General features: G+C 74.6%; 17 protein-coding genes. All 17 read right to left on the bottom strand.

The window, feature by feature from the left end:
- Window positions 1-21 precede the first annotated feature (21 nt).
- Complete coding sequence (locus ACP7TJ_RS32650) at window positions 22-1,269, bottom strand: ketosynthase chain-length factor (RefSeq protein ID WP_189912588.1); 1,248 nt, start codon at window positions 1,267-1,269, stop codon at window positions 22-24.
- Window positions 1,266-2,531, bottom strand: a complete 1,266-nt coding sequence (locus ACP7TJ_RS32645; RefSeq protein ID WP_093764049.1) for a beta-ketoacyl-[acyl-carrier-protein] synthase family protein — start codon at window positions 2,529-2,531, stop codon at window positions 1,266-1,268. Before ACP7TJ_RS32645 ends, ACP7TJ_RS32650 begins: the two co-directional genes overlap by 4 nt.
- 10 nt (window positions 2,532-2,541) lie before the next feature.
- Complete coding sequence (locus tag ACP7TJ_RS32640) at window positions 2,542-3,315, bottom strand: thioesterase II family protein (protein WP_093764050.1); 774 nt, start codon at window positions 3,313-3,315, stop codon at window positions 2,542-2,544.
- Between the two features lie 127 nt (window positions 3,316-3,442).
- Window positions 3,443-4,849 carry an adenosylhomocysteinase gene (gene ahcY, locus ACP7TJ_RS32635; protein WP_427767700.1) on the bottom strand — a complete coding sequence of 469 codons (1,407 nt, stop codon included), beginning with the start codon at window positions 4,847-4,849 and terminating at the stop codon, window positions 3,443-3,445.
- Window positions 4,839-5,696, bottom strand: a complete 858-nt coding sequence (gene metF / locus ACP7TJ_RS32630) for a methylenetetrahydrofolate reductase [NAD(P)H] (protein WP_093768499.1) — start codon at window positions 5,694-5,696, stop codon at window positions 4,839-4,841. Before metF ends, ahcY begins: the two co-directional genes overlap by 11 nt.
- On the bottom strand, window positions 5,693-9,154 hold the full coding sequence (metH, locus tag ACP7TJ_RS32625; RefSeq protein WP_427767697.1) for a methionine synthase: 3,462 nt from the start codon (window positions 9,152-9,154) through the stop codon (window positions 5,693-5,695). Before metH ends, metF begins: the two co-directional genes overlap by 4 nt.
- The gene (locus tag ACP7TJ_RS32620) at window positions 9,151-10,137 is read right to left on the bottom strand and encodes a carbohydrate kinase family protein (RefSeq protein ID WP_370161968.1); all 987 of its coding nucleotides are present in this window, start codon (window positions 10,135-10,137) and stop codon (window positions 9,151-9,153) included. The genes metH and ACP7TJ_RS32620 overlap by 4 nt, the downstream gene beginning before the upstream one ends.
- A gap of 32 nt (window positions 10,138-10,169) precedes the next feature.
- Window positions 10,170-11,378: a methionine adenosyltransferase gene (metK, locus tag ACP7TJ_RS32615; RefSeq protein ID WP_093769053.1), complete on the bottom strand. Its 1,209-nt coding sequence runs from the start codon at window positions 11,376-11,378 to the stop codon at window positions 10,170-10,172.
- A 62-nt stretch (window positions 11,379-11,440) separates the two neighbouring features.
- Window positions 11,441-12,298: an LLM class flavin-dependent oxidoreductase gene (locus ACP7TJ_RS32610; RefSeq protein ID WP_401409126.1), complete on the bottom strand. Its 858-nt coding sequence runs from the start codon at window positions 12,296-12,298 to the stop codon at window positions 11,441-11,443.
- A complete protein-coding gene (locus tag ACP7TJ_RS32605; protein WP_228916366.1) occupies window positions 12,295-13,575 on the bottom strand; it encodes an LLM class flavin-dependent oxidoreductase in 1,281 nt (426 codons plus the stop codon). Before ACP7TJ_RS32605 ends, ACP7TJ_RS32610 begins: the two co-directional genes overlap by 4 nt.
- A gap of 19 nt (window positions 13,576-13,594) precedes the next feature.
- Window positions 13,595-20,803 carry an amino acid adenylation domain-containing protein gene (locus ACP7TJ_RS32600; RefSeq protein WP_427767692.1) on the bottom strand — a complete coding sequence of 2,403 codons (7,209 nt, stop codon included), beginning with the start codon at window positions 20,801-20,803 and terminating at the stop codon, window positions 13,595-13,597.
- 119 nt (window positions 20,804-20,922) lie between these two features.
- Window positions 20,923-22,239, bottom strand: a complete 1,317-nt coding sequence (locus ACP7TJ_RS32595) for a PLP-dependent aminotransferase family protein (RefSeq protein ID WP_189912808.1) — start codon at window positions 22,237-22,239, stop codon at window positions 20,923-20,925.
- Window positions 22,236-22,454: an MbtH family protein gene (locus ACP7TJ_RS32590; RefSeq protein WP_093769431.1), complete on the bottom strand. Its 219-nt coding sequence runs from the start codon at window positions 22,452-22,454 to the stop codon at window positions 22,236-22,238. The genes ACP7TJ_RS32595 and ACP7TJ_RS32590 overlap by 4 nt, the downstream gene beginning before the upstream one ends.
- The gene (locus tag ACP7TJ_RS32585; protein ID WP_167743308.1) at window positions 22,451-23,278 is read right to left on the bottom strand and encodes a thioesterase II family protein; all 828 of its coding nucleotides are present in this window, start codon (window positions 23,276-23,278) and stop codon (window positions 22,451-22,453) included. Before ACP7TJ_RS32585 ends, ACP7TJ_RS32590 begins: the two co-directional genes overlap by 4 nt.
- Window positions 23,275-24,303 carry an alpha-ketoacid dehydrogenase subunit beta gene (locus ACP7TJ_RS32580; RefSeq protein ID WP_167743307.1) on the bottom strand — a complete coding sequence of 343 codons (1,029 nt, stop codon included), beginning with the start codon at window positions 24,301-24,303 and terminating at the stop codon, window positions 23,275-23,277. The genes ACP7TJ_RS32585 and ACP7TJ_RS32580 overlap by 4 nt, the downstream gene beginning before the upstream one ends.
- Window positions 24,300-25,376 carry a thiamine pyrophosphate-dependent enzyme gene (locus ACP7TJ_RS32575; RefSeq protein WP_427767687.1) on the bottom strand — a complete coding sequence of 359 codons (1,077 nt, stop codon included), beginning with the start codon at window positions 25,374-25,376 and terminating at the stop codon, window positions 24,300-24,302. The genes ACP7TJ_RS32580 and ACP7TJ_RS32575 overlap by 4 nt, the downstream gene beginning before the upstream one ends.
- Window positions 25,373-26,776 carry an enoyl-CoA hydratase/isomerase family protein gene (locus ACP7TJ_RS32570; protein ID WP_427767684.1) on the bottom strand — a complete coding sequence of 468 codons (1,404 nt, stop codon included), beginning with the start codon at window positions 26,774-26,776 and terminating at the stop codon, window positions 25,373-25,375. The genes ACP7TJ_RS32575 and ACP7TJ_RS32570 overlap by 4 nt, the downstream gene beginning before the upstream one ends.

Below are 26,776 nucleotides of genomic sequence, written 5' to 3'. Positions count from 1 at the left end.
GGCGGACCGGCCCGGGCGGGGTCAGACCGCGCCGAGGACGGCCGCGGAGTTGAATCCGCCCCGGCCGCGGGCCAGGACGAGGGCGTGGCGGAGGGCGGTCCGGCGGGGCGCGGTGACGAGGTCGACGGGGCAGTCGGCGGCGGGCGCGGCGGTGCCGGTGGTCGGCGGGATCACCTGGTCGCGCAGGGACAGCAGGGCCGCGGCGACGTCGAGGGAGGCGCCGCCGGCCAGCAGCCGGCCGGTCATCGACTTGGGTGCGGTGACCGGCACGCCCCGGGGGCCGAACAGGGCGGCGATCGCCTCGGCCTCGGCGCGGTCGGCGGCGCGGGCGCCGGCGGCGTCGGCGAAGACCACGTCCACGTCCTCGGGGTGCAGCCCGGCGTCGGCGAGGGCGAGCCGGGCGGCGTCCGCGAGGCGCGGTGCGCCGGGGCCGTCGAAGGTGGCCGCGTAGCCGGTGAACGCGCCGTACGCGCGGGCGCCGCGCTCGCGGGCGGCGGTGGCGCTCTCCAGGACGAAGAGGGCGCCGCCCTCGCCGACGACGTGGCCGCTCGCGGCGGCGTCGAACGGCAGGTAGGCGCGGGCGGGGTCGGTGACGCGGCTCAGCTCGTCCGCGGCGAGGTGGGCGGCCCAGCCCCACGGGCACAGCGCCGAGTCGACGCCGCCGGTGACCATCAGCGCGGCGCCCTTGCGGATCTGCCGGCGGGCGTGGGCGAGGGCGTCCAGGCCGCCGGCCTGCTCGGCGACGACGACGCCGCTGGAGCCGCGCAGCCCGTGCCGGATGGAGATCTGGCCGGTGTTCACCGCGTAGAACCAGGCGAAGGACTGGTAGGCGCTGACGTGGCTGCCGCCCTTGGACCACAGGGCCTGCAGTTCGCGCTGTCCGAACTCGAAGCCGCCCGCGGAGGAGGCGGTGACCACGCCGGCGCCGTAGTCGGGCAGTGCGTCGGGGTCGGTGCCGCTGTCGTCGAGGGCCTCCTTGGCGGCGGTCAGCGACAGCCGGGTGACCCGGTCGGTCTGGGGCAGCAGCCGGCTGGGCAGGTGTGCGGCGTCCACGAAGCCGGGGACCTCGCCGGCCAGGCGCACCGGATAGCGGGAGGCGTCGAAGCGGGTCACCGGGCGGATGCCGCTCTCGCCGCGCAGGGTCGCCGCCCACCAGGCCTCGGTGCCGAGCCCGTTGGGGGCGGCGACGCCGATGCCGGTGACGACGGACCCGGTGACGGCGGGCGTGTCCGCGGGGGCGGCGGGGCGGGCCTGTGTCGCGGTGGTCATGCCGCCTCCTGGAGTCGCGGCCGGGTCAGGACGATGGCGCTCTGGAAGCCGCCGAAGCCGCTGCCGACGCTGAGCACGGTGTCGGTGCGCTGTTCCCGCGCGGTGAGCGGGGTGTAGTCGAGGTCGCAGGCCGGGTCGGCCTCGTGCAGGTTGGCGGTCGGCGGCACGGTGTCGTGCTCGATGGCCAGGGCGCTGGCGGCGACCTCCAGCGAGCCGATCGCGCCGAGCGAGTGGCCGATCATGGACTTGATGGAGCTGACGGGCACCCGGTAGGCGTGGTCGCCGAGGCTGCGCTTGAACGCGGCGGTCTCGTGCCGGTCGTTCTGCTTGGTGCCCGAGCCGTGGGCGTTGACGTAGTCGACGGCGGTGGGGTCGAGGCGGGCCTCGTCGAGGGCCGCGCGGATCGCCTCGGCCATCTCCACGCCGTCGGACTTCAGTCCGGTCATGTGGTAGGCGTTGCTGCGTCCGGCGAAGCCGGCGATCTCGGCGTAGATGTGGGCGCCGCGCCGGCGGGCGTGCCCGAACTCCTCGAGGACCAGCACGGCCGACCCTTCGCCGAGGACGAAGCCGTTGCGGGAGCGGTCGAAGGGCCGTGAGGCGGTCTCCGGCTCGTCGTTGCGCGGGCTGGTCGCCTTGATGGCGTCGAAGCAGGCCACGGTGATCGGGGAGATCGGCGCCTCGGTGGCTCCGGTCACCATCACGTCGGCGCTGCCCTCGCGGATCAGGTCGACGGCGTGCCCGACGGAGTCCAGGCCGGAGGTGCAGCCGGTGGACACCAGTGACACCGGGCCCTGGGCGCCGACGGCGCCGGCCACTTCGGCGGCCATGGAGCTGGGCACGAAGTAGTCGAAGAGGTGGGCGACCGCGCGGGTGTGGTCGACCTCCCAGGTGCTGCCGTTCTCGCTGACCACGCCGTACTCGGTGTCCAGGCCGGTGGTGCAGCCGACGGCGCTGCCCAGGGTGACGCCGGTGCGCAGCGGGTCGAGGACGCCGGCCAGTCCGCTGTCCTCGACCGCCTCCCGGGCGCTGACGAGGGCGAACTGGGCGGCGCGGTCGAGGCGGGCCGCCTGCTGCGGCGCGATGCCGTGGGCGGCCGGGTCGAAATCGGCCTCGGCGGCGATGCGCGAGCGGAAGGCGGACGCGTCGAACAGCGTGATGCCGCGTGTGGCGGTGCGGCCCGCCGTCAGGGTGTCCCAGAACGCCCGGGTCCCGACGCCGCCCGGGGCGACGACCCCGATGCCGGTGATGACGACCCGTCTCATCGGTTGTCCCTCACAGTTGTCCTCCAGATATGAGCCCAGGTACGAGCCGGGTGCGCCGCACCACGCGGCAGGCGCGCCCGATCAGTCGTGGTGCGTGCGGACCGCGGACGAAGAAGTGGTCGCCGGGGACGGTGCGCCGGACGAACCGGCCGGTGGTCCAGCGTGCCCAGCCGTCCAGCGCGGCGGCGTGGACGACGGGGTCGTCGCGGCCGCCGACGGCCAGGACGGGCACCGGCAGCGGGCCGGGCGCGGGATCGGTGAGCGCGGCGGTGCGCAGGGCGGCGGCGAGTACGAGGTCGTCCCGGAGCACGGGCAGGACGGAGCGGTGCCAGACGCTGCCGGGGTCGGCGAGCGCGCCGCCGGGCGCCGCGCCCAGGTCGGCGACGAACCGCAGCAGCCGTTCGTCGGTGATGTCGTCGTCCTGGCGGACCGGCACGGTGTGCGGCGCCGGGCTGGCGCCGACGGCGAGGAGGTGGGGGGCCGGCAGTCCCCGGTCGACGAGCGCGCGGGCGAGGGTGTGGGCGACGACGCCGCCCAGGCTGTGCCCGTAGAACGCGTACGGGCGGCCGTCGGCCACCTCGTCGGCCAGCGGTCCGAGGAGCGCGGCGAGCAGTTCGTCGCGGGTGGTGGCCCGCGGTTCGCGGCGCCGGCTCTCGCGGCCGGGCAGCAGCAGGGGCGCCGTGACGACGCCGGGGCCGGTGAGGTCGCGCCAGTGCGCGAACCCTGAGACGCCCGCCCCGGCGTGCGCGAAGCAGTAGAGCGTGACCGGCGTGCCGTCCCGCATGGTGTGTCGCACCTCCTCGGCCGCCGTGGGTGGGAGCGCATCGGCTGCGTCCGAGCCTCGCGGACGTGCCTGGAGCACGACTCGAATCGGCCAGGGGCGGGGGGACCGGGGAGGGCGGCGGGTCGGGTCAGTAGCGGTAGTGGTCGGGCTTGTAGGGGCCTTCGGCCTTCACGCCGATGTAGTCGGCCTGGTCCGGGCGCAGGGTGGTGAGCTTGACGCCGAGTGCGTCCAGGTGGAGGCGGGCGACCTTCTCGTCGAGGTGCTTGGGCAGCACGTAGACGCCGGTGGGGTACTCGTCGGGTTTGGTGAACAGCTCGATCTGGGCCAGGGTCTGGTCCGCGAAGGAGTTGGACATCACGAACGAGGGGTGGCCGGTGGCGTTGCCCAGGTTCAGCAGGCGGCCCTCCGACAGCACGATGATCTTCTTGCCGTCGGGGAAGGTCCAGGTGTGGACCTGCGGCTTGATCTCGTCCTTGACGATGCCCGGGACCCTGGCGAGGCCGGCCATGTCGATCTCGTTGTCGAAGTGGCCGATGTTCCCGACGATCGCCTGGTGCTTCATCCTGGCCATGTCCGAGGCCATGATGATGTCCTTGTTGCCGGTCGTGGTGATGAAGATGTCGGCCGTCTCGACGACCTCGTCGAGCGTGGTGACCTGGTAGCCGTCCATCGCCGCCTGCAGCGCGCAGATCGGGTCGATCTCGGTGACGATCACCCGGGCGCCCTGGCCGCGCAGCGACTCCGCACAGCCCTTGCCCACATCCCCGTACCCGCAGACCACGGCGGTCTTGCCGCCGATCAGCGTGTCCGTGGCGCGGTTGATGCCGTCCACCAGGGAGTGCCGGCAGCCGTACTTGTTGTCGAACTTCGACTTCGTCACGGCGTCGTTCACGTTGATCGCCGGGAACAGCAGGGTGCCGTCACGCCGCATCTCGTACAGACGGTGCACACCCGTCGTGGTCTCCTCCGTCACCCCGCGGATCTCGGAGGCGAGGGCGGTCCAGTCGAGGGGGCTCGCCTCCAGCAGGGCGCGTACGGCGGCGAGTTCCTCGCCCGTCGCCTCGGGCAGCTCGCCGGTCTTGCGGTAGGTGACGCCCTTGTGGACGAGGAGCGTGGCGTCGCCGCCGTCGTCGAGGATCATGTTCGGACCCGCGTGGCCGGGCCAGGTCAGCGCCTGTTCGGTGCACCACCAGTACTCCTCCAGCGTCTCGCCCTTCCAGGCGAACACCGGGATGCCGGCGGCGGCGATGGCGGCGGCCGCGTGGTCCTGGGTGGAGTAGATGTTGCAGGACGCCCAGCGGACCCGCGCGCCGAGCGCGACCAGGGTCTCGATGAGGACGGCGGTCTGCACGGTCATGTGCAGGGAGCCGGTGATGCGGGCGCCCTTGAGGGGCTGCGCCCCGGCGTACTCCTCGCGGATCGCCATCAGGCCGGGCATCTCGTGCTCGGCGAGGGTGATCTCCTTGCGGCCGAACTCGGCCAGGGAGAGGTCGGCGACCTTGAAGTCCGTGAAGTCGCTGCGGTCAGTGGGCACTGAGGCTCCCCAGGGTCTGGACGTTGCGGTGGATGTCGAGGGCGGCGGTGGACCGGTTGAGGGTGATGTAGTGCAGCCCGGGGGCCCCTTCGGCCAGCAGCCGTTCGGCCATGGCGGTGGCGTGGTCGACGCCGATGCGGTGTCCGGCGGCCGGGTTGTCGCGGGCGCGTTCGAGGCGGTGGGCGAGGTCTTCGGGGAAGGCGGCCCCGGAGAGTTCGGCGAAGCGGCGGATCTGGCGGACGTCGGTGGCGGGCATGATCTCCGGGATGACCGGGGTGTCGCAGCCCGCGGCCGCCACCCGGTCGCGCAGCCGAAGGTAGTCCTCGACGTGGAAGAACATCTGCGTGATGGCGTAGTCGGCGCCGGCCTTGCACTTGGCGACGAAGTGCCGGATGTCGCTGTCCCAGTCGGGCGAGCGCGGATGGCGCTCCGGGAACGCCGCCACGCCGATGGTGAAGTCGCCCAGGGAGCGCACGAGTTCGACCAGTTCCCGGGCGTGGGTGAAGCCTTCGGGGTGGGGGATCCAGGGCCCGTTGGGGTCGCCGGGCGGGTCGCCGCGCAGGGCGAGCACGTCACGGATGCCGGCGTCGGCGTACTGGCCGATGATGCGGCGCAGTTCGGCCGTGGAGTGGCCGACGGCGGTGAGGTGGGCGACGGGGCGCAGTGTGGTCTCGGCGGCGATGCGCCGGGTGACGGCGACGGTACGGTCCCGGGAGGAGCCGCCGGCCCCGTAGGTGACGGACACGAAGTCGGGGCGCAGCGCCTCCACCCGGCGGATCGCGTCCCACAGGGCGCGTTCGCCCTGGTCCGTCTTGGGCGGGAAGAACTCGAAGGAGAAGGTCGTCATCGCCTGACTCCCGTGTTGAAGTAGCCGGCCTCCGGGTGGTGGACGACGATCGCGTCCGTCGACTGCTCGGGGTGGAGCTGGAACTCCTCGGAGAGGCGGACGCCGATGCGTTCCGGCTGGAGCAGGTCCGCGATCTTCGCGCGGTCCTCCAGGTCCGGGCAGGCCGGGTAGCCCAGGGAGTAGCGGCAGCCCTGGTACTCGGTGCGGAGCATGCCGTCGAGCCCGTCCGGGTCGCCGCGGTGGATGCCGAGCTCGGAGCGCACGCGGGCGTGCCAGTACTCGGCGAGGGCCTCGGCGAGCTGGACGGACAGGCCGTGCAGTTCGAGGTACTCACGGTAGGCGTCGGCCTCGAAGAGCCGGGCGGTCTCCTCGCCGATGCGGGAGCCGACGGTGACGACCTGAAGCCCGACGACGTCCGTCTCGCTGGACTCCTCCGGCCGGAAGAAGTCGGCCAGGCACAGTCGGCGGCCGTGGCGCTGGCGCGGGAAGGTGAAGCGGGTGCGCTCGTTGCCGTCCTCGTCCAGGATGATCAGGTCGTCGCCTTTGGAGACGCACGGGAAGTAGCCGTGGACGACGCCGGCTTCGAGGACGTTGTCCGTGCGCAGCCGGTCCAGCAGGGCGCGCAGCCTGGGTCTGCCCTCGGTCTCGATCAGTTCCTTGGTCAGACCCCACTGACCGCGGAAGAGGGCGGTCTCGTCGAGCCAGGAGGCGTACTCCTTGAGCTGGATGCCCTTGACGACGCGGGTGCCCCGGAAGGGCGGGGTGGGGACCGGGTTGTCGGTGGCCACGTCGGAGCGGACGCTGCCCTCCTGCGGGCGCTCCTCGATCTCCACGGTCGCCGCGCGGACCCGGCGCTGCTTCAGCTCGGGCAGCGTGGCGCCGGGGACGCCGCGCTTGATGCCGATGAGGGCGTCCATCAGGCGCAGGCCCTCGAACGCGTCGCGGGCGTAGCGGACCTCGCCCTGGTAGATCTCGTGCAGGTCCTGTTCGACGTAGGCGCGGGTGAGGGCGGCGCCGCCGAGGATGACCGGGTAGTCGGCGGCCAGGCCGCGCTGGTTGAGCTCCTCCAGGTTCTCCTTCATGATCACCGTGGACTTCACCAGCAGACCCGACATGCCGATCACGTCGGCCTTGTGCTCGTCCGCGGCCTCCAGGATCGCCGACACCGGCTGCTTGATGCCGAGGTTGACCACGTTGTAGCCGTTGTTCGACAGGATGATGTCGACCAGGTTCTTGCCGATGTCGTGCACGTCCCCGCGCACCGTGGCCAGCACGATCGTGCCCTTGCCGGCCTCGTCGGTCTTCTCCATGTGCGGCTCCAGATGAGCCACCGCGCTCTTCATCACCTCGGCCGACTGCAGCACGAACGGCAGCTGCATCTGCCCCGACCCGAACAGCTCACCGACCACCTTCATCCCGTCCAGCAAGGTGTCGTTGACGATGTCCAGCGCCCTGCGCGTCTCAAGCGCCTCGTCCAGGTCGGCCTCCAGGCCGTTCTTCTCGCCGTCGATGATGCGGCGCTTGAGGCGCTCCTCCAGCGGCAGCGCGGCCAGCTCCTCCGCCTTGCCCGCCTTCAGCGACTTCGCCGTCGCCCCCTCGAACAGCTGCATGAGCTTCTGCAGCGGGTCGTAGCCCTCCGAGCGGCGGTCGTAGATCAGGTCCAGGGCGGTGGTCACTTCCTCCTCGCTGAACCGCGCGATCGGAAGGATCTTGCTCGCGTGGACGATCGCCGAGTCCAGGCCCGCCTTCACGCACTCGTCCAGGAAGACACTGTTCAGCAGGATGCGGGCCGCCGGGTTCAGGCCGAAGGAGATGTTCGACAGGCCCAGGGTGGTCTGCACGTCCGGATGGCGGCGCTTCAGCTCACGGATGCCCTCGATCGTGGCCAGGCCGTCCTTGCGGGACTCCTCCTGGCCGGTGCAGATCGTGAACGTCAGACAGTCCACGAGGATGTCCTCCTCGCGGATGCCCCAGTTCCCGGTCAGATCCGCGATCAGGCGCTCGGCGATCTCGACCTTCTTCTGGGCCGTGCGCGCCTGCCCCTCCTCGTCGATGGTCAGCGCGATCAGCGCCGCACCGTGCTCCCGCGCCAGCTCCGTCACCCGGGCGAAGCGCGACTCGGGGCCGTCGCCGTCCTCGTAGTTCACCGAGTTGATCACCGCGCGGCCGCCGAGCTTCTCCAGCCCGGCGCGGATCACGTCGACCTCGGTGGAGTCCAGCACGATCGGCAGCGTCGAGGCGGTCGCGAACCGGCCCGCCAGCTCCCGCATGTCCGCCGCACCGTCACGGCCCACGTAGTCGACGCACAGGTCCAGCATGTGCGCGCCCTCGCGGATCTGCTCCCGCGCCATCTCCACGCAGTCGTCCCAGCGGCCCTCCAGCATCGCCTCACGGAACTTCTTCGACCCGTTGGCGTTCGTGCGCTCACCGATCGCCAGATACGAGGTGTCCTGCCGGAACGGCACGCTCTGGTAAAGGGACGCCGCACCCGGCTCCGGACGCGGCTCACGCTCCACCGGCGCCAGGTCCCGCACCCGCTCCACCAGCCGCCGCAGATGCTCCGGCGTAGTCCCGCAGCAGCCGCCCACCAGCGACAGCCCGTACTCCCGCACGAACGTCTCCTGCGCATCCGCCAGTTCCGGCGGGGAGAGAGGGAAGTACGCGCCGTCCGCGGTCAGGACGGGCAGGCCGGCGTTCGGCATGCACATCAGGGGGATACGCGCCTGGCGGGCGAGATGACGCAGGTGCTCGGTCATCTCCCCCGGGCCCGTGGAACAGTTGAGGCCGATCATGTCGATCCCGAGCGGCTCCAGCGCGGTCAGGGCCGCACCGATCTCCGAGCCGAGCAGCATCGTGCCCGTCGTCTCGAAGGCGAGGGAGCAGATCAGCGGCAGCCGGACTCCGAGGGCGTCCATGGCGCGGCGGGCGCCCACGACGGCCGCCTTCGTCTGCAGCAGGTCCTGCGTGGTCTCCACCAGCAGGGCGTCCGCGCCGCCCGTGACGAGCCCTTCGGCGTTGCGCGCGAAGCCGTCCCGCAGAGAGGCGTAGCCGATGTGGCCGAGGGTGGGCAGCTTGGTGCCCGGGCCCATGGAGCCCAGCACCCAGCGCGGCCGGCCGTCGCGGCCGGTGAACTCGTCCGCCGTCTCCCGGGCGATGCGGGCGCCCGCCTCGGACAGTTCGAAGATCCGCTCGGGGATGTCGTATTCGCCCAACGCGGTGAGGTTGGCGCCGAAGGTGTTCGTCTCGACGCAGTCGACGCCCGCGTCGAAGTACTCGGCATGGACCGAACGGACGATGTCGGGGCGGGTGACGTTCAGGACCTCGTTGCAGCCCTCCAGCTGCTGGAAATCCTCGAGGGTCGGGTCCTGGGCCTGGAGCATCGTGCCCATGGCTCCGTCGGCCACCACCACACGGGTGGCCAGGGCCTCCCGCAGGGCGGCGGCCCGGGCGGCGGTCATCGGACATCCTCCAGGTACGGGGCGAGCTCACGGGCCGCCTCGGCGCCGTAGGCGCGGGCGAGATGGTCCAGCAGGATCCGCCGGCCGGGTCCGTAGGTCTGCGGGCCGACCGCCGCCAGGGACAGCGCGGCGAGCGCGCAGCCCAGGCGGGCGGCCGGGATCAGCGGCAGGCCCCACTCGGCGGAGGCGAGGAAGCCCGCGCGGAAGGCGTCGCCCACCCCCGTGGGGTCGGTCACGGGGACGGCGGGGACCGCGGGCACGGTCATGTCCAGGCCGTCGGCGGCCCGGCGGATGCGCACGCCGCCCGCCCCGAGCGTGGTGACCCAGGCTCCGACCCGGCGCAGCACCTCGGCGTCGCTCCACCCGGTGCGCTCCTGGAGCAGCGCGGCCTCGTACTCGTTGCCGAACAGCCAGCGGGCGCCGTCGACCAGTGCGCGGGTGTCCGCGCCGTCGAGGCGGGCCAGTTGCTGGGACGGGTCGGCGGCGAACGGGATGCCCCGCTCACGGCACTGGCGGGTGTGACGCACCATCGCCGCCGGGTCGTTGGCGCCGACGACGACCAGACCCAGCTCGTCCGGGCGGACGGGCAGCCGGGTGAGGTCGATGCCGGCGGCCTCGGACATGGCGCCCGCGTGGAAGGCGGCGATCTGGTTGCCGTCGGCGTCCGTGGTGCACATGAAGCGAGCGGTGTGACGCTCGGCGGACACGAGGACTCCGGTGGTGTCCACGCCGTGCTCCTTGAGCCACACCTCGTACTCGGCGAAGTCGCCGCCGACCGCGCCGACCAGCAGGGGACGCAGACCGAGACGGCCGAGGCCGTAGGCGATGTTGGCGGCCACCCCTCCCCTGCGTATGTCGAGCCGGTCCACGAGGAAGGACAGCGAGACGTGGGCCAGTTGGCCGGGGATCAGCTGATCCGTGAACCGGCCGGGGAAGACCGTCAGATGGTCGGTGGCGACGGATCCGGTCACCGCGATGCGCACGTGGGCACTCCCGTCGAGCTCGGCGGTCCGGCTCAGAGTCCGGCCGCGGCCTTGAGCTGGGCGGCGCGGTCGGTGCGCTCCCAGGTGAAGTCCGGCAGTTCGCGGCCGAAGTGGCCGTAGGCGGCGGTCTGGGCGTAGACCGGCCGCAGCAGGTCGAGATCCCGGACGATGGCGGCCGGGCGCAGGTCGAAGACCTCGTCGATGGCCTGCTCGATGCGTTCCTGGGCGACCTTGGCGGTGCCGAAGGTCTCCACGAACAGGCCCACCGGCTCGGCCTTGCCGATCGCGTAGGCGACCTGCACCTCGCACCGGGAGGCCAGACCCGCGGCGACGACGTTCTTGGCGACCCAGCGCATCGCGTACGCGGCGGAACGGTCCACCTTGGAGGGGTCCTTGCCGGAGAACGCGCCGCCGCCGTGGCGGGCCATGCCGCCGTAGGTGTCGATGATGATCTTCCGGCCGGTGAGGCCGGCGTCGCCCATGGGGCCGCCGATCTCGAACCGTCCGGTGGGGTTGACCAGCAGCCGGTAGTCGTCCGTCTCCAGCTTGATGCCGTCGTCGGCGAGGCGGGCGAGGACCTGCTCGACGACGTGCTCGCGGATGTCGGGCGTCAGGAGACCCTCGAGGTCGATGTCGCTCGCGTGCTGCGTGGAGACGACGACCGTGTCCAGACGGACGGGACGGCTGCCCAGGTACTCGACGGTGACCTGGGTCTTCCCGTCGGGCCGCAGGTACGGCACGGTGCCGTCCCTGCGGACCTCGGTGAGACGCCGCGACAGGCGGTGCGCCAGGTCGATCGGCAGCGGCATCAGCGTCGGCGTCTCGTCGGTCGCGTAGCCGAACATGATGCCCTGGTCGCCGGCGCCCTGCCGGTCCAGCTCGTCGTCGTCGCCCTCGACCCGGGTCTCGTAGGCCGTGTCGACGCCCTGGGCGATGTCCGGGGACTGCGCGCCGATGGACACCGACACGCCGCAGGAGGCGCCGTCGAAGCCCTTGGCGGAGGAGTCGTAGCCGATCTCCAGGATCGTCTCGCGCACCAGCGTCGCGATGTCCGCGTACGCCGTGGTGGTGACCTCGCCGGCCACGTGCACCTGGCCGGTGGTGATCAGGGTTTCGACGGCGACGCGGGAGGCGGGGTCCTCGCGCAGCAGCGCGTCGAGGACGGTGTCGCTGATCCGGTCGGCGATCTTGTCGGGGTGGCCCTCGGTGACGGACTCCGAGGTGAACAGGCGACGGGACATGACTCTCCAGGGGCTGAGGGCTCGGGGCTGGGGGCTCGGGGCCGGGGCTCGGGGCCGGGCGGTCAGGCTGCGGCGGTGCGGGCGTGGCGGCTCGCCGGGCGGGCCAGGCCGAGCCGGGCGCGCAGGGTGGCGCCCTCGGCGGCGGCGCGGCCGGAGACGCCCAGGTCGCGGGGCAGCGCCAGCGAGGGGTCGTCGGGGGCGGTGATGTCCACGACGAGGCCGTCGGCCCCGCTGCCGGCGAGCAGGGCGTGCGGGTCGGCGCCGGGCGGCAGCGCGCACAGCGCCTTGACGCCGGGGGCTCGGCGCCGCACGTCCTGGACGGTGCCGGCGTCGTGTCCTGCGCCCAGCAGCACCAGGTCGGCGTGGCCGGCCAGCGCGGGGTCGGTGACGGCCACGACCGGGTGGCCCTGGGGCGGGCGGGCGACGTTCAGCGGGCCCGCCACGTCGAAGTGGCGGCCCTTGTGGTCGAGGCGGTGGATGCCGTCCGGCCGCCAGTACAGGCCGTCGGCACGGTCGTGCACGAACGCGTCGTCGTCGAAGCTGTCCCACAGCCCGCGGGCGACCTCGATCAGTTCGGCGGTGCGGCCGTCCGCGTCGGCGGGTCCCGCCAGCCAGCCGGTGCGCCCGCGGGCGAGGTGGTCAAGGGAGGCGGTGATGCGGGCCACGTGGTACGGGGCCTGGTCGGCGGGGAGCGGGGCGACGATCAGGCCGATCCGGTCGGTGGCGGCGGCGACCGCGGCGGCCAGGGTGGTCGCCTCGAAGCGGGCCCGGGTGCCGTCGGCGGCGGCCCCGTCGTCGAGGACGACGGCGTCGAACCCGGCGGTCTCCGCGGCCCGTACGCGTCGCAGCACGTCCCCGAGCGTGGGCGGGGCGGTGCGGCTGTGGGCGGCTGTCCGGCCGATCAGGAGCGGGGCGGTCATGCGGCGGCACCTGCCTCGGTGGTCGTCGTGGACGGTTCGGTGCCGAGGTTCTCGCGCAGCGTGCCGCCCTCGTAGGAGGTGCGGTACAGGCCCCGGCGCTGCAGCTCGGGGATCACGTGGTCGACGAAGTCGTCGGCGGATCCCGGCAGATAGGGGAAGTCAATGTTGAAGCCGTCCGCGCCGCGCCCGGTGAACCAGCTCTCCATGTGGTCGGCGATCTGCTCCGGCGTGCCGGCGACGATGTCGCCCATCAGGCGCAGCGCGAGCTGCCGGATGCTCAGGTTCTCGCGCCGGGCCAGGCCGACGAGGCGTTCGGTCGTCGACTGGGACTGGTTGGTGTACGGGATGTCGGGGACGGGCCCGTCGATCGGGTACGCGCTCAGGTCGACGTCGCCGAGGAAGTCCTGCAGGGTGCGCAGGGCCACGTGGTCGTGGGTGAGGTCCTGCAGTTCCGCGAGACGCTGCCGGGCCTCGGTCTCGGTGGCCGCGACGATGGGCGCCAGGGTCGGCCAGACCAGGATCTTCTCCGGGTCCCGGCCGTGCCCGGCGGCGCGCTTCTTGAGGTCGGCGTAGAAGTCCTGGGCGTCGGACAGGGTGTTGTGCCGCGTGAAGATCACCTCGGCGTGGCGGGCCGCGAACTCGCGCCCCACCGGGGAGGAGCCGGCCTGGATGATCACCGGACGGCCCTGCGGCGGGCGTTCCAGCCCCAGCGGGCGGGAGACGTCGAAGTGCTCGCCGCGGTGGCCGGTGAAGCGCTCCCCCGAGTCCCACAGCCGCTGGACGACGTCGATGAACTCCTCGGCGCGGGCGTAGCGCAGGCCGTGCTCCAGGTGCTCCGGGAAGCCGAAGTTGACGGACTCCCAGGGTGCGGCCGAGGTGACGACGTTCCAGCCGGCCCGGCCGCCGCTGAGGTGGTCCAGGGAGGCGAACCGGCGGGCGACGTGGGCGGGTTCGTTGTAGGTGGTGGTGGCCGTGGCGCACAGTCCGATGTGCTCGGTGGCGGCGGCGTACGCGGCGAGCAGGGTCAGCGGCTCGAAGTGCTCGGTGCGCGAGGTGCGGCACAGGGAGTCCAGGCGGGTGCCCCACACGGCGACGATGTCGGCGATGAACACCGCGTCGAACAGCCCGCGTTCGAGGGTCCGGGCGTTGCGACGGTGGAAGGCGAGGTCGAGCTGGGCGTCCGCCTGGGTGGCCGGATGACGCCAGGCCGCCACATGGCCGCCCGGCCCGTCGATGATGCCGGCCAGGGTGATGCGGCGCCGGCGCGGGGTGGTCATGGTGGGTGCTCTCCTCGGGTCAGTTCGTGAGCGCGGACGCCAGGATCCGGGCGAGGCCGCGGACGTTGTCGCCGGTCAGCATGGTCACGTGGTTGCCGGGGACGACGCGGATGACGAGGTCGTCGACGTGGTCCTCCCAGCCGAGGCCGGGGCGGTGGTGGAAGCGGTCGCTCTCGTCGTAGGAGGCGCCCTTGCCGAAGCCGGTGTCGCCGGCCCGGAGCACCACGACCGGGCCCGGGGCGGGGCGGGGGCGGTAGCGCTGGACGGCCTCGACGCTGACGCGCATCAGCTCCACCGGGTCGCCGCCGCCGTCGCCGCGCATCCAGTCGGCGATCTGCGCGAGTTCGGCGAGGTAGCCGGCGGCGCCGTCGGGTTCGGCGGCGGGGTTGGAGGGCTCCGGGCCGGCGGAGGCCGCTGTCCGTCCTTCGGCGACCTCCCTGAGCTGCCGGGCGAAGGAGCCCTCGGCGTCGGCGTCGGTGAGGTCGCCGTCGGGGGCGCCCGCGTCGACCATCACCACCAGCGGCGGTCTGCCGCCGGCGGCGCCGATCAGGCGGGCCATCTCGTAGGCGAGGACGCCGCCGCCCGAGAAGCCGCCCAGCACGATGCGCTCCCCCCGCTCCAGGGCGGGGCGCAGCGCCTCCACGTACCGTTCGGCGAGCTGCTCCACGGACCGGTACTCCGGCTCGGGGTCCTCGGTCCGGGGGTCGCGGATGCCGACGAGGGCGTGCGGGCCGGTGTACTCGCGGGCGAGCTGCGCGTAGCAGGCGACCTGGCCGCCGGGCGGGTGGACGAGGTAGAGCGTGCCGGCGCCGGGGTGGCCGGCCGGGCGCAGCGGGACGAGGACGGAGGCGGCTCCGTCCGTGCCGTCCTCGGGCGCCGGTCCGGCCAGCAGCGCGGCCAGCTGGGCGGCGCGGGGGTGGGCGAGCAGGTCGTCCAGGCGCAGGGTCCGCCCGGTGCGCCGGGCCAGCTCGCGCAGCAGGCGCACGGCGAGCAGGGAGTGCCCGCCGGCGTCGAAGAAGTGGGTGCCGGGGGCGACGTCGGCGGTGCCGAACACCGTCTGCCAGGCCTCCTTGACCAGGCCGGCCTCGGGGCCGTCGGGCCAGGCGGGGGCGTCGTCGCCGGCGCCGTCCGGCCGGGGCGCGTCGGCCATCCGCACCGGCGGGTCGTCGTCGAGGGCGGCCAGCACGTCGGTCACGGTCGCCGCACCGCCGGCCAGATCGGGCAGTTCGCGCAGCAGCCGGGCGCACTGGCCGACCAGCCGTGCCGCCTCCTCGTCGGCGAGGCGGGCGCGGTCGTGGACCGCGGCCAGGACCAGGCTGCCGTCGACGTCCCGGTAGGCGAGCAGTGTGACCGGGAACGCGGTCTGCGAGCCGGCCGCGTCGGGCAGTTCGACCTTGATGCCCTGCGCGGCCAGGGCGGTGCGCAGGTCGTCGGAGCCGCGGGGGTAGTTCTCGAAGACGATGAGGCTCTCGACGAGCTTCTCGTCGGGGCGGCGTCCGCTCCACTGGTGGATCTGCCCGGTGGACACCCACTCGTAGGCGGCCATGTCGAGGGCGTGGTCGCGCAGTTCGGTCAGCAGCCGGGTCACGGCCGCGTCCGGGTCGACCCGGACGGTCATGGGCAGCGAGTTCATCAGCAGCCCGGGCAGCCGCTCCACGGAGTCCAGGGGGATGCCGCGGCCCGAGACGGTGACGCCGAAGCCGACCGGGGCGGACCCGGAGGTGACGCCCGCCCGGTAGAGCAGCAGCGCCCACACCGCCTGGAGCGCGGTGGACTCGGTGGCCGCGGAGGACGCCGCCCAGGACCGCAGCCGGTCGGCCTGTGCGGCGGCGATGCGCACCTCCGCGCGGCCGGACCCCGCCAGACCGGTCGGCGGGCCGGGGACGGCGGGGCGCACCAGCGGGGTGGCGTCGGGGACGGCGGAGGACCAGAACTCCCGGGCCGGCGCGGTGTCCTGCCCGGCCAGCCAGCGCGCGTAGTCTCGGACGTCGGGGCGCCGTTCGCCGCCCGGCAGCAGACCGCCGGCGAGGTAGGCGCGGTAGAACTCCTGGAGCAGCACGGACACGCTCCAGCCGTCCAGCAGCACGTGGTGGAAGGTGAGGAGGATCCGCGCGCGCTCCGGGCCGCCGTCCCCGGGGTCCGCCTCGTCGAGCACGTTGACCCGCAGCAGGCCGGGGCCGCGCAGGTCGAAGCCGCGCAGCCGGTCCCGTTCCCGCAGTTCCTCGAAGTCCACCGAGCCGGCCGGGTGCCGCACCACCTCGGCGCGGACGTGCTCGTGCAGGACCAGGCAGGGCTCGGCCTCCCAGTCGAAGGCCGCGCGCAGCACGGTCTCCCGGTCGAAGACCGACTGCCAGGCGGCCGTGAACCGGTCGGTGTCCAGGGGCCCGTGCCAGCGCCAGAACAGCTGCTCCACGTACCGGCCGGTGCCGCGGTGGGCGAGCGCGTCGAGGAGCAGGCCGTGCTGTTGCGGGGTGACCGGCACGGTGACCGGCCGCCCGTCCTCCGCGCCGGGCCGCGCCGGGGCGGGGAGGGCGGCGGGGCGGGGCCGGGAGCCGGTGCCCGGCGCCCCGATCTCGGCGGGGACGACGGTCGCCGGGTCGGCGCCGGCGAGCGTGGCCAGCACCCAGGCCATCTGGGCCACGAGCGCGTCCACCCCGGCCTCGTCCACGCCGTCGGCCGGGCTCGGCACCCAGGTCAGGCCCATGCGCAGCCGGCCGCCGTGGACGATCCCGTACACCTCGACGCCGTACACCCGCTCGCAGCGGGCGGAGTGTTCGCGCGGGATGGGGCGCGGGGACATGGTGAAGCCGCCGGACGGGCTCAGCTGGTCGGCCTGCCCGTAGTAGTTGAAGCAGACGAGGGCCGGCGGCAGTTCGCGCAGCAGGGTGCGCAGGGAGGCGTCCGGGGAGAACTCGCGGCAGGCGCCGAAGCCGACCCCGCCGTCGGGCACCGCCGTCAGGTCGCCGCCCACCGCGGCCAGGTAGCGGTCGGGCGGCAGCGCACGGTCGGCGCCGAGCACCAGCGGGTGGATGGAGGTGAACCAGCCGACGGTGCGGAACAGGTCGTCGCGGCCGTGCCGGCCGTGGGTCTCCACGTCGAAGGTCACCGTGCGGGTGCCCCGCCAGCGGGCCAGGGCCTGCGCGAAGGCGCCGGTCATGACCTGGTGCACCTCCAGGCCCAGACGGGCGGGCAGCGGGCCGATCAGGCGGGCGGTGGCCTCGGGGTCGAGGGAGAACTCGACGCGGCGGATGTGCTCCTCGTCCGGTGCGGGCGCGGTGAGCAGCAGGGTGTGCGCCGACTCCCGGGCGGCGGCGACACCGCGCCAGTGGTCCGCCTCGCCCTCGCGGGCCGCGACGGCGGGCAGCGAGCCCACCCAGTCCTCGTACCGGCAGGCCTCGGGGGGCAGCGCGGGCAGGACGCCGCCGGCCAGGGCGGTCAGGGCGTGCTCCAGGTCCTCGAGCAGGACGCGCCAGGAGACGCCGTCGACGACCAGGTGGTGCACGGCGATCAGCAGGTGGGCGGGCGCGGACGGCGCACGCCGGTCGCGCACCAGCACGGCGCGCACATGGACGCCCTCGAGCGGGTCGAGGCTGCGCTCGGCGTCCTCCAGGGCGCGGTCGAAGTCGGCCTCCTCGGCGATGTCCCGCTCCCACAGGACCTCCTGCGGCGGGTACGCGGCGAAGGGTTCGGCGGCGGTCATCAGGCGGGCGGAGGGGTCGGAGGCGTCGCCGTCGGGGTCGGGGGCGAACCGCGCGGACAGCGCCGGGTGCGCGGCAACCACCGCCTGCAGGGCCAGGCGCAGGGTCGTGGGGTCGACGGCGTGGTTCAGCTCCAGCAGCACCGACTGGTTCCACTGGTGCCGGTCGGTCCTGATGTGCCGGAAGAACCAGGCCTGGACCGGGGCGAGCGGGGCGGCCCGTCCGGCGGGCGGGGGCGGCGCCGTGCGGCCGGTCCCGGCGTCGTCCTGTCCGGACTGCTCCGTGCCGCCGCCGAGGCGGGTGGCGAGGCCGGCGAGGACGGGGTGGCGGTAGACGTCGCGCAGGGCGAGGGAGAACCCCTCGCGGCGCAGCCGCGACACCATCTGCATGGCGAGGATGGAGTCGCCGCCCGCCTCGAAGAACTGGGCGTCGTCGGCCGCCTCGCCCAGGAGGTCGGCCCACACGGTGCGCACGGCCCGCAGGGCGTCGGCGGAGGGCGGGGTGGGGGCGGGTGCGGGGGGCTCCTCCGCGGGGGCGGGTGCGGCGTCGTCGCGGTCGTGCGCGGGCGTGTCCGCCGGGGCGGTCGCGTCGGGCTGTCCGCCGGAGGTGAGGGCCGCCAGGGCGCGGCGGTCGGTCTTGCCGTTGGGCAGCAGAGGGATGTGCGGCACCGGGTGGAGGTGCGCCGGGATCATGTGGGAGGGCAGCCGGGACGCCAGAGCGGCGCGCAGGGCGGCGGCCGGGGCGCCGGTCACCACATGGGCGACGATCTGGAGGCTGCCGTGCGCGTGCCGGACCGCCTGGACGGCGGCGTCACGCACGTCGGGCAGCGCCACGAGGGCGGCCCTGACCTCGCCGAGTTCCACGCGGTTGCCGTTGACCTTCACCTGGTCGTCGAGGCGGCCCAGGTGGGTGAGCGTGCCGCCGGGCAGCAGCCGCACCAGGTCGCCGGTGCGGTAGACGGTGTCCGTGCGGTCGCCGAGCCGGAGCGTGCGGTAGCGCTCCGCGGTGCGCCCCGGGTCCCCGACGTAGCCGTCGGAGACCGTGCCGCCGCCGATCCACAGCTCGCCGGGGGCGCCCGGGGGCAGCGGGCGCAGCTCGTCGTCGAGGACGTAGCAGCGGATGTTGTCGAAGGGCACGCCGATCGGCACCTCGGCCCGCCGGGTCCAGAAGGCCTGGTCGCCGCGGCTCCAGGAGAACACCGTCGAGTACGACGTCTCGGTCGGTCCGTAGGCGTTGTGCAGCCGTGCCGGGTGCGCGGCCTCGAAGGCGGCGCGCAGCTCGTTGGGCAGCGACTCCCCGGTGGACACCACGGTGCGCAGGGTGCGGTTGGCGCCGAACGTGTCGGCCTCCAGCAGCAGCCGCAGCTGGGACGGCACGGCGTGCAGCAGGGTCACCCCGTGCCGGTCCAGGGTCTCGGCGAGCAGGTCGGGGTCGCGCTCGGCGTCCGGCGGGGCGACGACCAGGCGGGCGCCGGACACCAGGGCGACGAGCATCTCGTGGGCGCTGACGTCGAAGGTGAAGGGCGCCTTGAGCAGCACGGCGTCCTCGGGTCCGAGGCCGAAGTGCCGGATCGCGGCCAGGACGTCGGTGACCAGGGCGCGGTGGCTGAGCTGGACGCCCTTGGGCAGGCCGGTGGAACCGGAGGTGTACAGCACGTGCAGGGCGTCGGCGCCGGACGGTCCGGGCAGTGCGGCGCGGCCGCCGGGCACCGCGAGGCCGGCGAGGAGGACCCGGCGGGGTCCGGGCGGGCAGGCGTCGGCCGTGGCGGGGTCGACCAGGGCGAGCCGCATGCCGCTGCTGTCGGCGATGTGGCGGCGGCGCGCCTCGGGATGGGCGGCGTCCAGCGGGACGTAGGCGGCCCCGGTGCGCAGCACCGCGAGCATCGCGGCGACCGCGTCGGCGCTGCGCGGCAGCAGGACGCCCACCCGGTCGCCGGGCCGTACGCCCGCCTGTTCCAGGCCGGCGGCGAACGCGTCGATCCGGGCGTCCAGTTCGCGGTAGCTCCAGCGCAGGCCGTCGGCCTCGACCGCGGTGGCGTCGCCGCGGTCGGCGGCGCGCTCGCGCAGCAGGGTGTCGATGTCGGTGTCGGGGACCGGGTGGTCGGTCGCGTTGAGGAAGTCCAGTGTGGCGCGGGCGCGCGGGCCGATGCCGTCCAGCGCGCCGACGGGCCGCTCGGGTTCGGCGACGAGCTGGGCGGCGAGCGTGGCGACGTGCTCGGTGAACGCCTCGGCCGTCGCCGGCTCCAGGCGGGTCGCGTCGTACTTGAGCCGGCCGTGCAGCCGGCCCTCCCCCTCGTACAGCTCCAGGGTGAGCAGGCCGAGGCCGGGGGTGTGCACGTCCTGGCGCCAGTGGGCGCGCAGGCCGTCGCGCAGGGCGACGCCGTCGGTGGCGGCGGCGCCGGCCTCGGCCCAGCTGTGCAGTACGAAGGTGCAGTTGAACACCGACGGGCCGGCTCCGTCGGGCGCGAGTGCCGCGATCCTCGGGAACGGCAGCCCGGAGTGGTCGACGGCGCGGGCGAGTTCCCGCTGCACGGCGGTGACGTAGCCGGCCGCGGTCAGCTCGGGGGCGGGCTGCGGGGCGCGGACCAGCAGGGTGCGGACGAAGTAGCCGACGGTGCGGTCGAAGCGGGGGTCGGTGCGGGCGCCGAGCGGCACGCCGACGGTGGGGGCGTCCTGACGGCCGTAGGTGGTCAGGGCCTTGAGGTAGGCGGCGAGCAGGACGGCGGCGGCGCCGGCGCGGTGGGCGCGGGAGAAGGCGCGGATCCGGTCCCAGGCGCCGGTGTCCAGTTCCAGGGGGACGGCCGCCTCGCGCGGGGCGCCGTCGCCGCCGTCGCCGCCGGGGACGTCGAGGGGGAAGTCGACGGTGAGGTCGGCCCCGTCGAGCCGCTCCCGCCAGTACGCCTCGGCGGTCCCGGTGGCGGCGGCGGCCTCGGCGGCGCGGTCGGCGGCATAGGCGTCGAAGCCCGCCTCGGGGGCGGGTCCCGGCACCTCGCCGTGGACGTAGGCGGCGAGCAGGTCGGCGAGGAGGATGCCGGTGGACTCGCCGTCGACGGCGAGGTGGTGCACGACGAGCAGGAGGGTGTGGTGGCCGGGGCCGTGCGCCACCAGCACGGCGCGCAGGACGCCGTCGCGCTCCAGGTCCAGCTCCCGGCGGGCCTCGGCGGTCACGGCCTCGGCGGGCCAGACGCCGTCCGGGCCGGTGCTCGCGGTGCGCCGCTCCAGCCGGGGGGCGCGTCCGGGATCGAGGTCGAGGGCGGGCAGGCCGTCGCCGTACGCGTCGTCGACGACCCGCGCGGACAGCAGGGGGTGGCGGGCGACGAGCCGGGCGAGGGCGGACTCCAGGGCGGTCGCGTCGAGCGGGCCGGTGAGGTCGACGGCGAGCGGCACGTTGTAGGGCGAGGCTCCGGGGTCGGCGCGGTGCTGGAGCAGCAGTCCCAGCTGGTCCTCGGTCAGCGGCAGCGGCCGTGCCCGGTCCGTCCCGCGTCCGGCGGTCGCGGAGGGCTGCTCGCCCGGCGGGTGGAGCTTGGTCATCGGGGGTCTCCTGGGTCGGATCCGAGGCCTCTGCCCGGGTGTGCGCATCCGGTGGCGAGCGTGCCGGGCTGCTCTGGCGCGGTGCTGACGGGGAGCTGACGTGGGGTTTCGTGCGCCCGCTACGGGGTGCGGGCGGCGACGAAGGCCCGGAGACGGTCGAGTCCCTCGGCGATGTCGGTCTCCGTCAGGACGCTGAAGGAGAGCCGGATCTGGTTCAGGCCGCCGGAGCCGGCGTAGAAGTGGTACATCGGCGTCCACAGCACGCCGAACCGCTCGGCCGACTCCTCCAGGGCGGCCTCGTCCGCGGTGAACGGCACGGTGACCACGGCGAACAGCCCTCCCTCGGGTGCGTTCCAGCCGACCGGGCCGCCGCGCGGGAAGCGTGCCGCCAGCCCGTCGAGCACGGCGCGCAGGTTGCGGCGGTAGACGGCGGCCTCGCGGGCGCAGGCGCGCTCCATGCTGCACCCGTTCTCCAGCAGGAGTCCGCCGATCGCGGCCTGCGCGACGCTCGAGGTGTTGAGGGTGAGCATGCTCTTGAGCTTGGCGAGCTGGTCGGTGAGCGTGCCGCCCTCGGCCACCTGCTGTCCGGCGACGACGTAACCGATCCGCGCGCCCGGGTAGGCGGTCTTGGCGAAGGAGCCGATGTAGACCACGCGGCCGGAGCGGTCCAGGGACTTCAGGGTCGGCGGCCGGCCCGAGCCGTCGTGGAACATCGAGTACGGGTTGTCCTCGACGACCAGCAGGTCGTGCGCGTCGGCGACGCGCAGCAGCTCCCGGCGGGCCGCCTCGGGCATCCGGGCCCCGCCGGGGTTGGAGAAGTCGGGCACGACGTACAGGGCGCGGGGGCGCAGCCCGGCGGCGCGTGCCTCGTCGGCGGCGCGGCCCACGGCGGCGGGGTCGAGCCCGGCGGGGCCCTCGGGCACGGGCAGCACCCGGGTCTCGGTGAGCCGGGCCGCGCCGGTGAACCCGACGTAGGTGGGCGCAGCCGCCAGGACGACGTCGCGTGCGTCGCGTCGCAGGGCGCGCAGCACCAGGACCATGGCCTCCTGGCAGCCGGTGGTGACGAGGACGTCGGCCTCGTCGGCGGTGATGCCCTCGTCGAGGAGGAGGTGGCGGACGATCAGGTCGCCCACGATCCCCTTGGTCGCCCCGTATTGGAACAGGGTGCGCCGTACCTGACGCCGGTCCATGCCCCGCTCGGTCTCGAGGTACCGGGTGAACAGGCGCAGGTGGCGGTGGAGGGCCTCGCTGTCGAAGTACTCCTCGTAGGGCCTGCCCGCGGCGAAGGACACGGCGTCCGGGTAGGCGCCGGTGATCTCGTTGAGCAGGGTCATCGAGGTGAGCGCGGGGTCGCTGAGGCTGGCGTGCAGGCCGGCCGTGGAAAGGGAGGGCGCGGCCCGGCCCGGCGTGTCCAGCAGGCCCGCGGCCGGGGTCATGCCGCCGTGCCCTTCATGGCGTCGATCAGGCTCGCCGGCCGCATGTCGGTCCAGTGCTCGGTGATGTGGGCGAGCGCGGTGTCCCGGTCGGTGGCCGGCAGCGCCACGGTCCACCCGGCCGGCACCTCGGCGAAGGACGGCCACAGCGAGTGCTGGCCCTCGTCGTTGACCAGGACGAGGTAGGTGCCTTCGGGGTCCTCGAAGGGGTTGGTCATGTCGGTCTCCCGGAGTTCGGCGACGGGGCGGAACGGTCCCGGTCCACTGTGGCCACCGGTGCTGCCGGAGGGCTGACGCGCCGCTGACGGCCGTCCGCGGCGAGGTCGGTGACGAGGTCGAGCAGCACCGGGGCCGGGTCGTCCAGGAGGTGGAAGTGGCCGCCGGGGAAGGTGCGTTCGCGTACCGGCCCGTCGGTGACGGCGGCCCAGGCGGACGCCTCCCCTGCGGTGAGTTCGGGGTCGGAGACGGCCCGGTGCACGGTCACCGGCACGGCCAGGCGGGGGCCGTGCCGCTGCCGGTAGGTCTCCCCGAGGGCGTAGTCGGCGCGGGCCGTGCGCAGGGCCAGGTCGAGGAGGTCGGGGTGGGCCAGGACCTCGTCGGGCAGGCCGCCGAGGCGGCGCAGCTCGGCGAGCAGTCCCGCGTCGTCGGCGCGGTGGACGGAGCCGGGGCGGACACGGTGCGGCGGCGGCATGCCGGAGACGACGAGCCGGACGGGGGCGCGGCCTGCCGCCTGGAGCCTGAGCGCCACCTCGTAGGCGACGAGCGCGCCGAGGCTGTGGCCGTAGAGGGCGAACGGGCCGCCGGTGAGGGGCGCCGCGTCGGCCGCCGCGGCGTCGGCCAGCGCGTGCAGGCCGGTGTGGAGGGGTTCGGCGATGCGGTCGGCGTGCCCGGGGTACTGCGCGGCGTGCACCTCGACGCTGCCGGGCAGCAGGGCGGGCCAGTCGCGGTAGGCGCTCGCGGAGCCGCCGCCGTAGGGGAAGCACAGCAGCCGGACGGCGGCCCGGGGGCGGGGTGCGAAGCAGCGGTACCAGGGGCCGTTCATGCCGCGGCCGTCCGGCGGGCCGGCCACTCCAGCCGGCCGACCGCGTCCAGGATCCGCGCGACGCCGGGCAGGTAGTGCCTCTCGACGAGCGGGGGCGGGTAGGGCACGTCGTACCCGGTGACCCGCAGGACGGGCGCCTCCAGGTGGTAGAAGCAGCGCTCGGTGACCGTCGCGGCCACCTCGGCGCCGGGGCCGGCGAAGCCGTGCGCCTCATGCACGACGACGGCGCGGCCGGTGCGGCGGACGCTGGCGCAGACCGTCTCCTCGTCGAACGGGGCCAGCGTGCGCAGGTCGACGACCTCCAGGCTGAGTCCGTCGGCGGCCGCCGCCTCGGCGGCCTGGAGCGCGACGGGCACCGCGGGGCCGTGCGCGATCAGGGTGGCGTCGGTGCCGCTCCGGCGTACGGCGGCCCAGCCGAGGGGGCCGGTGTCCACCGGCAGCCCGACGGACTCCTTCTGCCAGTAGAGGCGTTTGGGTTCGAGGAAGATCACCGGGTCGTCGGACTCGATGCTGCGGCGGAGCATCGAGTAGGCGTCGGCGACGGTGGCCGGGGCGACGACGGTCAGGCCGGGGGTGGCCATGTAGTACACCTCGGAGGAGTCGCTGTGGTGCTCCACTCCCCCGATGCCGCCGCCGTAGGGGATGCGCACGGTCAGCGGCAGCGGCAGGGCGCCGCGCGTGCGGGCCCGGAACTTCGCGACGTGGCTGACGAGTTGCTCGAACGCCGGGTAGGCGAACGCGTCGAACTGCATCTCGATCACGGGGCGCCGGCCGTACATCGCCATGCCGATCGCGGTGCCGACGATGGCGGACTCGGCGAGCGGGGTGTCGAAGCAGCGGTCGTCGCCGAACTCCCGGGCCAGGCCGTCGGTGACGCGGAACACCCCGCCGAGGACGGCGACGTCCTCGCCGAAGACGACGACGTCGTCGTCGGCGCGCAGGGCGTCGCGCAGCGCCGAGTTCAGCGCCCCGGCCAGGGTGACGGCCGCGCCCCGGGGTGCGGCGGACACGGTGCCCGCGGTCATGACCCCTCCTCCTGTTCCCCGTCCGCCCGTTCCTCGTCCGCTGCGCCGGCGAGTTCGCCGGCCAGGGCGGCGGCCTGGGCGCGCAGCCGGTGCGGCGGGTGACGGTAGACGTGCCGGAACATCTCCGCCGGATCACACGTCGGCGGCGTCTCGAAGTCGCGGCGCAGCGTGCGGCTGAGACCGTCGGCCTCGTCCGCCACGGCGGCGGCCGCCGCCTCGTCCAGCGTGCCGTCGGCGAGCAGCAGGCGCTCCAGACGGGCGACGGGGTCCTTCCGGGCCCAGGAGGCGATCTCCTCCCGCGGGCGGTAGCGGGTGTCGTCGTCGGCGTTGGTGTGGGCCTCCATGCGGTAGGTGACGGCCTCCACCAGGGTGGGGCCGCCGCCGGCGCGGGCCCGTTCGGCGGCCTCGGCGACGGCCCGGTGCACGGCGGGGGCGTCGTTGCCGTCCACCCGCATCCCGGCCGCGCCGTAGCCCGCCGCCTTGTCGGCGAGCGTGCGGGCCGCGGTCTGCTTCGCCAGCGGCACACTGATGGCGTACTGGTTGTTCTGCACGAGGAACACCACGGGCGCCCGGCGCACTGCGGCGTAGTTGACCGCCTCGTGGAAGTCCCCTTCGCTGGTGGCCCCGTCGCCGACGAAGGCGAGGGCGACCAGGTCGTCGCCGGCGGTGCGGGCGGCGTCGGCGAGGCCGGCCGCGTGCAGGCACTGGGTGGCCAGCGGGGTGCACTGCGGGGCGGCGCGGTGGGCGCGCGGGTCGTAGCCGCAGTGCCGGTCGCCGCGGAACAGGGTGAGCACCTCGACGGGGGCGATGCCGCGGGTGAGCAGGGCGACGCTCTCGCGGTAGGTGGGGAAGACCCAGTCGGTGGGGCGCAGGGCGAGGACGGGCGCCACCTGGCACGCCTCCTGGCCGCGGGAGGACGGGTAGACGGCGAGCCGTCCCTGCCGGGTGAAGGTGGTGGCGGTGGTGTCGAAGGCACGCCCGAGGACCATGGCCCGGTACAGGGCGAGCGCCGTCTCGCGCGGGAGGCCGGCCGGCGCCGGCGCTGTCATGGGGGCGTCGAGCACCGCGGTCATGCGGCCTCCTTCCTCCGCCGGTCGATCCAGGTGCGCTCCAGGGTGTCGATCAGCGCCGGGCTGTGCAGCAGCCGCGCCTGCTCGTAGGCGTAGCGGGCCAGGTAGCGCCGGAAGAGATCGGCGGGCTCCTCGGCGAGGGCGAGCATGCGCCGGTTGGCCCCCACGGCCGGGTGGTCGAGGTGCTGGGCGGCGCGTTCCACGGCCGTGTCCATGGCGTCGGCGGGCGCCGTCTCGTCGACGATCAGGGCCGCCTCGGGGTCGGTGGCGCGCAGCTTGCGGCCCCACAGGATCAGACGGCGGGAGAACCGGGAGCCGGTCAGGTGCAGCAGGCGCAGGTTGGCCAGGCCCGGCACCAGGCCTTCTTCCATGGCGGGCAGGCTGAACCAGGCGTCCTCGGCGGCGACGACCCGGTCCATCACGGGCAGGATCTGCATGCCGCCGCCGATGGCGAAGGCGTCCACGGCGCCCACCCAGGGCTTGTCGGCGTCCGGCCACCAGCCGTCCCCGTGGGTGTCGTCCAGGCACAGGCCGCGCACGAACTTGGCGAGGTAGCCGGCCTCGCGGCGCAGCATGAAGCCCAGCAGGGAGATGTCGCCGTGGTAGAGGTGGGTGAGGTTGATGCCGGCGCTGAACACGCGGCGGCCCGCGTAGGCGGGGTGGGTCTGGGGTGCGCCGCGCAGCACGCCGACGTGGCTGGCGGGGTCCAGCAGCACCAGGTCGGTGCCGGTCTCCAGGGCCTCGACCGCGCAGTCGTCCTCGGCGTTGAGGAACTCGTCGTTGCACAGTTCGAGGGTGGCGACGCCGTCCCGCCGGGTGACGGTGGCCACGCCCAGGTCGGCGCGGCCGGTGACCCGGAAGTCGGTGAGCGCGGTCAGCGCGCGGTCGGTGGGGCGGAGCATGGCGCGCAGCAGATGGTCGCCGGTGCGCGGGACGCTCAGCACGGCCTGGAGGAACAGGCCGACGGCGACCTCCCAGCCCTCCTTGTTGCGCTGGAGCCGGCGGGACTCCTCCGCGAGCTGTTCGCGGGTCGGCACCAGTCCGGGGAAGGCGTGGGAGGCCCGCTCGGTGAGGTCCTCGACGCGCAGGGAGCGGGTGAGGCCGTCGGTGAGTTCGGTGTAGACGCGTTCGGCGTGGGCGGCCAGGAACCGGCGGCGCAGGTCGTGGAGTTCCTCGTGGGCGGAGGCGGCGTGCCGCTGGGCGGCGACGCTGCGTTCGGCGCGGGGCCCGAGGTCGGCGATGCGGCCGACGCCCGCCTCGAGGCAGGCGGTGACCGCCGCCCGGTCGGTGGTGAAGTCACCGGTGACGGCGGGCGGTTCGGTCACGGGGCGGGGTGCGGCGGCGGGTGCGGCCGGCGCCGCCGAGCCGGCCGGGGCGCGGTCGGCGAGGGTGGGTGTGCGCAC

Source organism: Streptomyces sp. DSM 41931 (assembly GCF_050271085.1).
GTDB classification, from domain to species: Bacteria; Actinomycetota; Actinomycetes; order Streptomycetales; family Streptomycetaceae; genus Streptomyces; species Streptomyces albogriseolus.
The sequence above is the reverse complement of the archived record's forward strand: the minus strand, read 5'-3'. Positions and strand labels throughout refer to the sequence as shown.